This window comes from Skermanella sp., assembly GCF_059503625.1.
Genome location: NZ_JCACHA010000258.1, coordinates 1 through 3,141 on the forward strand (window position 1 = coordinate 1; position 3,141 = coordinate 3,141).

Annotated in this window: 5 protein-coding genes; 4 read left to right on the plus strand and 1 reads right to left on the minus strand. The window is 48.6% G+C overall.

Annotated features, from left to right (window positions below; genetic code table 11):
• A partial coding sequence (locus tag AC5JJ6_RS06155; protein WP_496041196.1) for a hypothetical protein occupies positions 1-776 on the minus strand: 776 nt, incomplete at its 3' end.
• 608 nt (positions 777-1,384) lie between these two features.
• Between AC5JJ6_RS06155 and AC5JJ6_RS06160 the strand changes: the two genes are divergently transcribed.
• The 4 genes from AC5JJ6_RS06160 to AC5JJ6_RS06175 all read left to right on the plus strand — a co-directional run.
• Positions 1,385-1,822 carry an Xre family toxin-antitoxin system antitoxin gene (locus AC5JJ6_RS06160; RefSeq protein WP_496041197.1) on the plus strand — a complete coding sequence of 146 codons (438 nt, stop codon included), beginning with the start codon at positions 1,385-1,387 and terminating at the stop codon, positions 1,820-1,822.
• A gap of 2 nt (positions 1,823-1,824) precedes the next feature.
• The gene (locus AC5JJ6_RS06165) at positions 1,825-2,310 is read left to right on the plus strand and encodes an RES family NAD+ phosphorylase (protein WP_496041198.1); all 486 of its coding nucleotides are present in this window, start codon (positions 1,825-1,827) and stop codon (positions 2,308-2,310) included.
• 33 nt (positions 2,311-2,343) lie between these two features.
• Positions 2,344-2,604, plus strand: coding sequence for a helix-turn-helix domain-containing protein (locus AC5JJ6_RS06170; protein ID WP_496041199.1), 261 nt, complete (start codon positions 2,344-2,346; stop codon positions 2,602-2,604).
• A gap of 256 nt (positions 2,605-2,860) precedes the next feature.
• Positions 2,861-3,141: hypothetical protein (locus tag AC5JJ6_RS06175; protein WP_496041200.1), on the plus strand; the 281-nt coding region annotated here is incomplete at its 3' end.

A 3,141-nucleotide genomic window follows, 5' to 3' on the forward strand; every position in this document is an offset into this window, starting at 1 on the left:
ATTTTGCTTTTCAAAGATGCGGACCTGTTGCTGGGCATGAGTTGCCAGTAGGGATCGCGCAGCAAGGCTTCAACAGCTTCGCGCCCTGTTCGGAAAGTTGCAATGCGTTCAATATCTGGCGTGCTGCTATACTTTTCATCAAAGTGGCAGTCTAGGGGAATAGGAGTGTAGAATATATCATTAGAATATATGCTTGTGTCTAAAGATAAAAAATTAAAAGAGTTTGGTCCAGAATTATGGTTCTCTCTAAATATAATGGATGGAACCCGAATTCGGGCATTTACCGCAAGATTATTGAGAGCTTGTTTATACCATGAAGATTCTATCGAAGCTACTTCATCAGTTAAACGGCCTTTCTCCAAAGATAAACTTTTAATTTCATTTTCTAATATTACCTTCTCATCTTCAGATTTCTGAGCTTCATTTCGAAGGTCTTTCACATGCTTCATAGTTTGATAAAGCTCCGCCTCCGATCCAGCTAAATTTCTTGTAATATTAATAATGCTAACATCAAGATCGTTTCTTTCCAAGGTAATCTTCTTTTTTTCATCTTGTAATCGGCCTATTTCCAAATTTAATTGTTCCACTTTTGAGTCCAAATTTTTTAACTGCTGTTCAACAAGGAATTTTTGAGAAAAAGGAACCAAATGGTTAACAACAGTGTATATGGCAAAAAATACGGTTGCCATCGCTGATGCGGCACTGATCCACTGAGGAATGTTCCCCATGTAATCTCGTGAACCTTTAGAGTTTTTCTCCAAATTTTTAAGGATCACCAAAGGTTTCCTCAAGCATTTCCGACCTAACATGATCAATTTGCCCAGTATGTTAGAAATTCCACGATGGATTCATTGCATAATTCATTGAAGCATATTTAATAATCTTATAAATTTCTTAAACAAGGCGCTAAATGCGGCATTATGCCACAATGTAAAACAGAAAAAATGATTAAGGTTGATTAAATCACAGAATATTGGTCATTCTAAAATTCGGATTCTGCTGAAATTTTGGTGTCTATGTTATATAGCTGTGACGTTGAAGGTTAAGAGCGGACATTCTCAACAGAACGCACCGCACTCCAAGTTGATCGTCCTAGATGACGTAAACAGGGCCACTATCGAGCATCTTCTCCAGACCAGCCAAACCCCAGCTGGATATTTCGCTGTCGGAGATGGTCTTCATATTGGTTTTCGCTGCTCGACGCATGTATTTGCGCCGGATCGCAAGCAGGATAGCTGATCAGCGATTATTGCGATACCAGACATAGGCTGCTTACTCTGACGCAGTGCCCCTCAGTTCGTCCATCACCCGCGCTGTCCCAATTCGCCTCTTGCAGTTGGATCATATGATGCCTTATAATAGCATCATATGATCGGAGCTCACCATGCAAGTTCAGGAAATCGTTAATGTCATGGGTGGTCGCGCAGTGTTCGGGCGCGCGGTCACCACTGCCCTAGATTTGCAGCGGGGCATCGGCGAGGGGGTGAAGCTCGGCGCACTCGACCGCGTTGTCGGGCGAGTCTACGCCGATCCGACCGCTCGGCGCAGCTTGATGAATCGGGTCGTTCCGCAGGGCACGCTGAAGCGGCGGTTGCGTGAGGGGAGGCTTTCTCCGGCGGAGAGCGAGCGCACCGCGCGCTTGGCCAATGTGATTGCCCATGCCGAGTATGTCTGGCGCAACGAGGACGATGCCCGGCAGTGGCTGACCACGCCGCACCCGGAACTCGGCAACCGCCTCCCCATCGAGGTAGCCGTCGATGAATTCGGCGCGCGGCATGTCGAAGACATCCTGGACGCGATCCTTCACGGCTTGCCAGCCTGAGCATGCCGTCGCACCCGACCGGGCCGCTTACGGCCTTCCGGATCGCCGACGACCGCTTTCCTCTGCTGGACGGCGGCGGCGCCTTCAAAACTGGTGGCCGCTGGAACAGCAAGGGGCGCTACGTCGTCTATGCGGGGATCGGCTTCGCCACCGCCATGCTGGAGAAGTTGGCGCACACCCGGATCGGCAAAATTCCAGTGGGGCAACACTTCGCCGAGGTCTTCATCCCCGGCCAGATCGCAATCGAAGAAGTCGGTCCAAGCGATGTTTCCGGATGGGCCGACCCTGACTACGCGGCAAGCCGCGCCTACGGCGATGCGTGGTACGACAGCCGGCGTTCCGCAGTCCTAATCGTACCCTCGCACCCGGCCATGGGCTTCGAGCGCAACGTGCTTATCAACCAACTGCACCCCGACTTTGCCGACATCCGGGCGGCACGGCCAAGGCAAGTACTATGGGACGCGCGGCTATTCGCGCCGTCATCCTGAATTCAGCATTGGCACTGTGCAGGGGAAAGCAAAATGACTCAGGACAACGCCGTCACCTTGATACCCGTTCATGCGGAGTTGACGACGCAGGAAGCAGCGGATTACCTGAATGTGTCGCACCCATACCTTGTGCGGCTGCTTGAGAAAAATGCCATAAGGTTTCACAAGGTCGGGACACACCGACGGGTAAGGTTCCGTGATCTGAAGGCCTACAAGGATCGAATGGACGCCAAGCGCGAGACGGCCATGAGCGAGCTTGTGGCCGAGGCTCAGGAACTGGGTTTGGTCTACTGATCTTGGCGGGCTTTGTCGTCCTCTATGACACTTGCGTCTTTATCCTGCGCCTTTGCGAGACTTGCTGGTCGAACAGGCAGTAGCAAAAGATCATTCTGACCCCTTTTCTTCAGGCTGGACGCTGCGACGGTTCTTTCAATTTCTTCTCTCGTTTTGTATGTAGTGCAGCAATTTGTCGCTTGTAAGGATTAATGCTTAAGGAATAGTTATATGCTACGCTAACATCTCTAACAACAATTTTCTAAAGTCAATCATCATGATACAGCGTCACAGCAACCAAAAAACCTCTGATAATAGAGGTAAATACAGAATATTATTAGACGGAAAATGGTATTTAAGAGACCTACATGAATTTTCTCACGCTTTTATTCAATGTTACTCTTTTATTTATTGCTTAGATTCCAAGCTTAATCCTCGCGACCAAGCTCGTATAAATGATGCTTTCATTGGATATCCCTGGCAGGGCGGCTACAGTTATGTAAATATTTATACAGTTCTCGAAAATCAGGTACCGTTGATACATCGTCCAGAAATAAA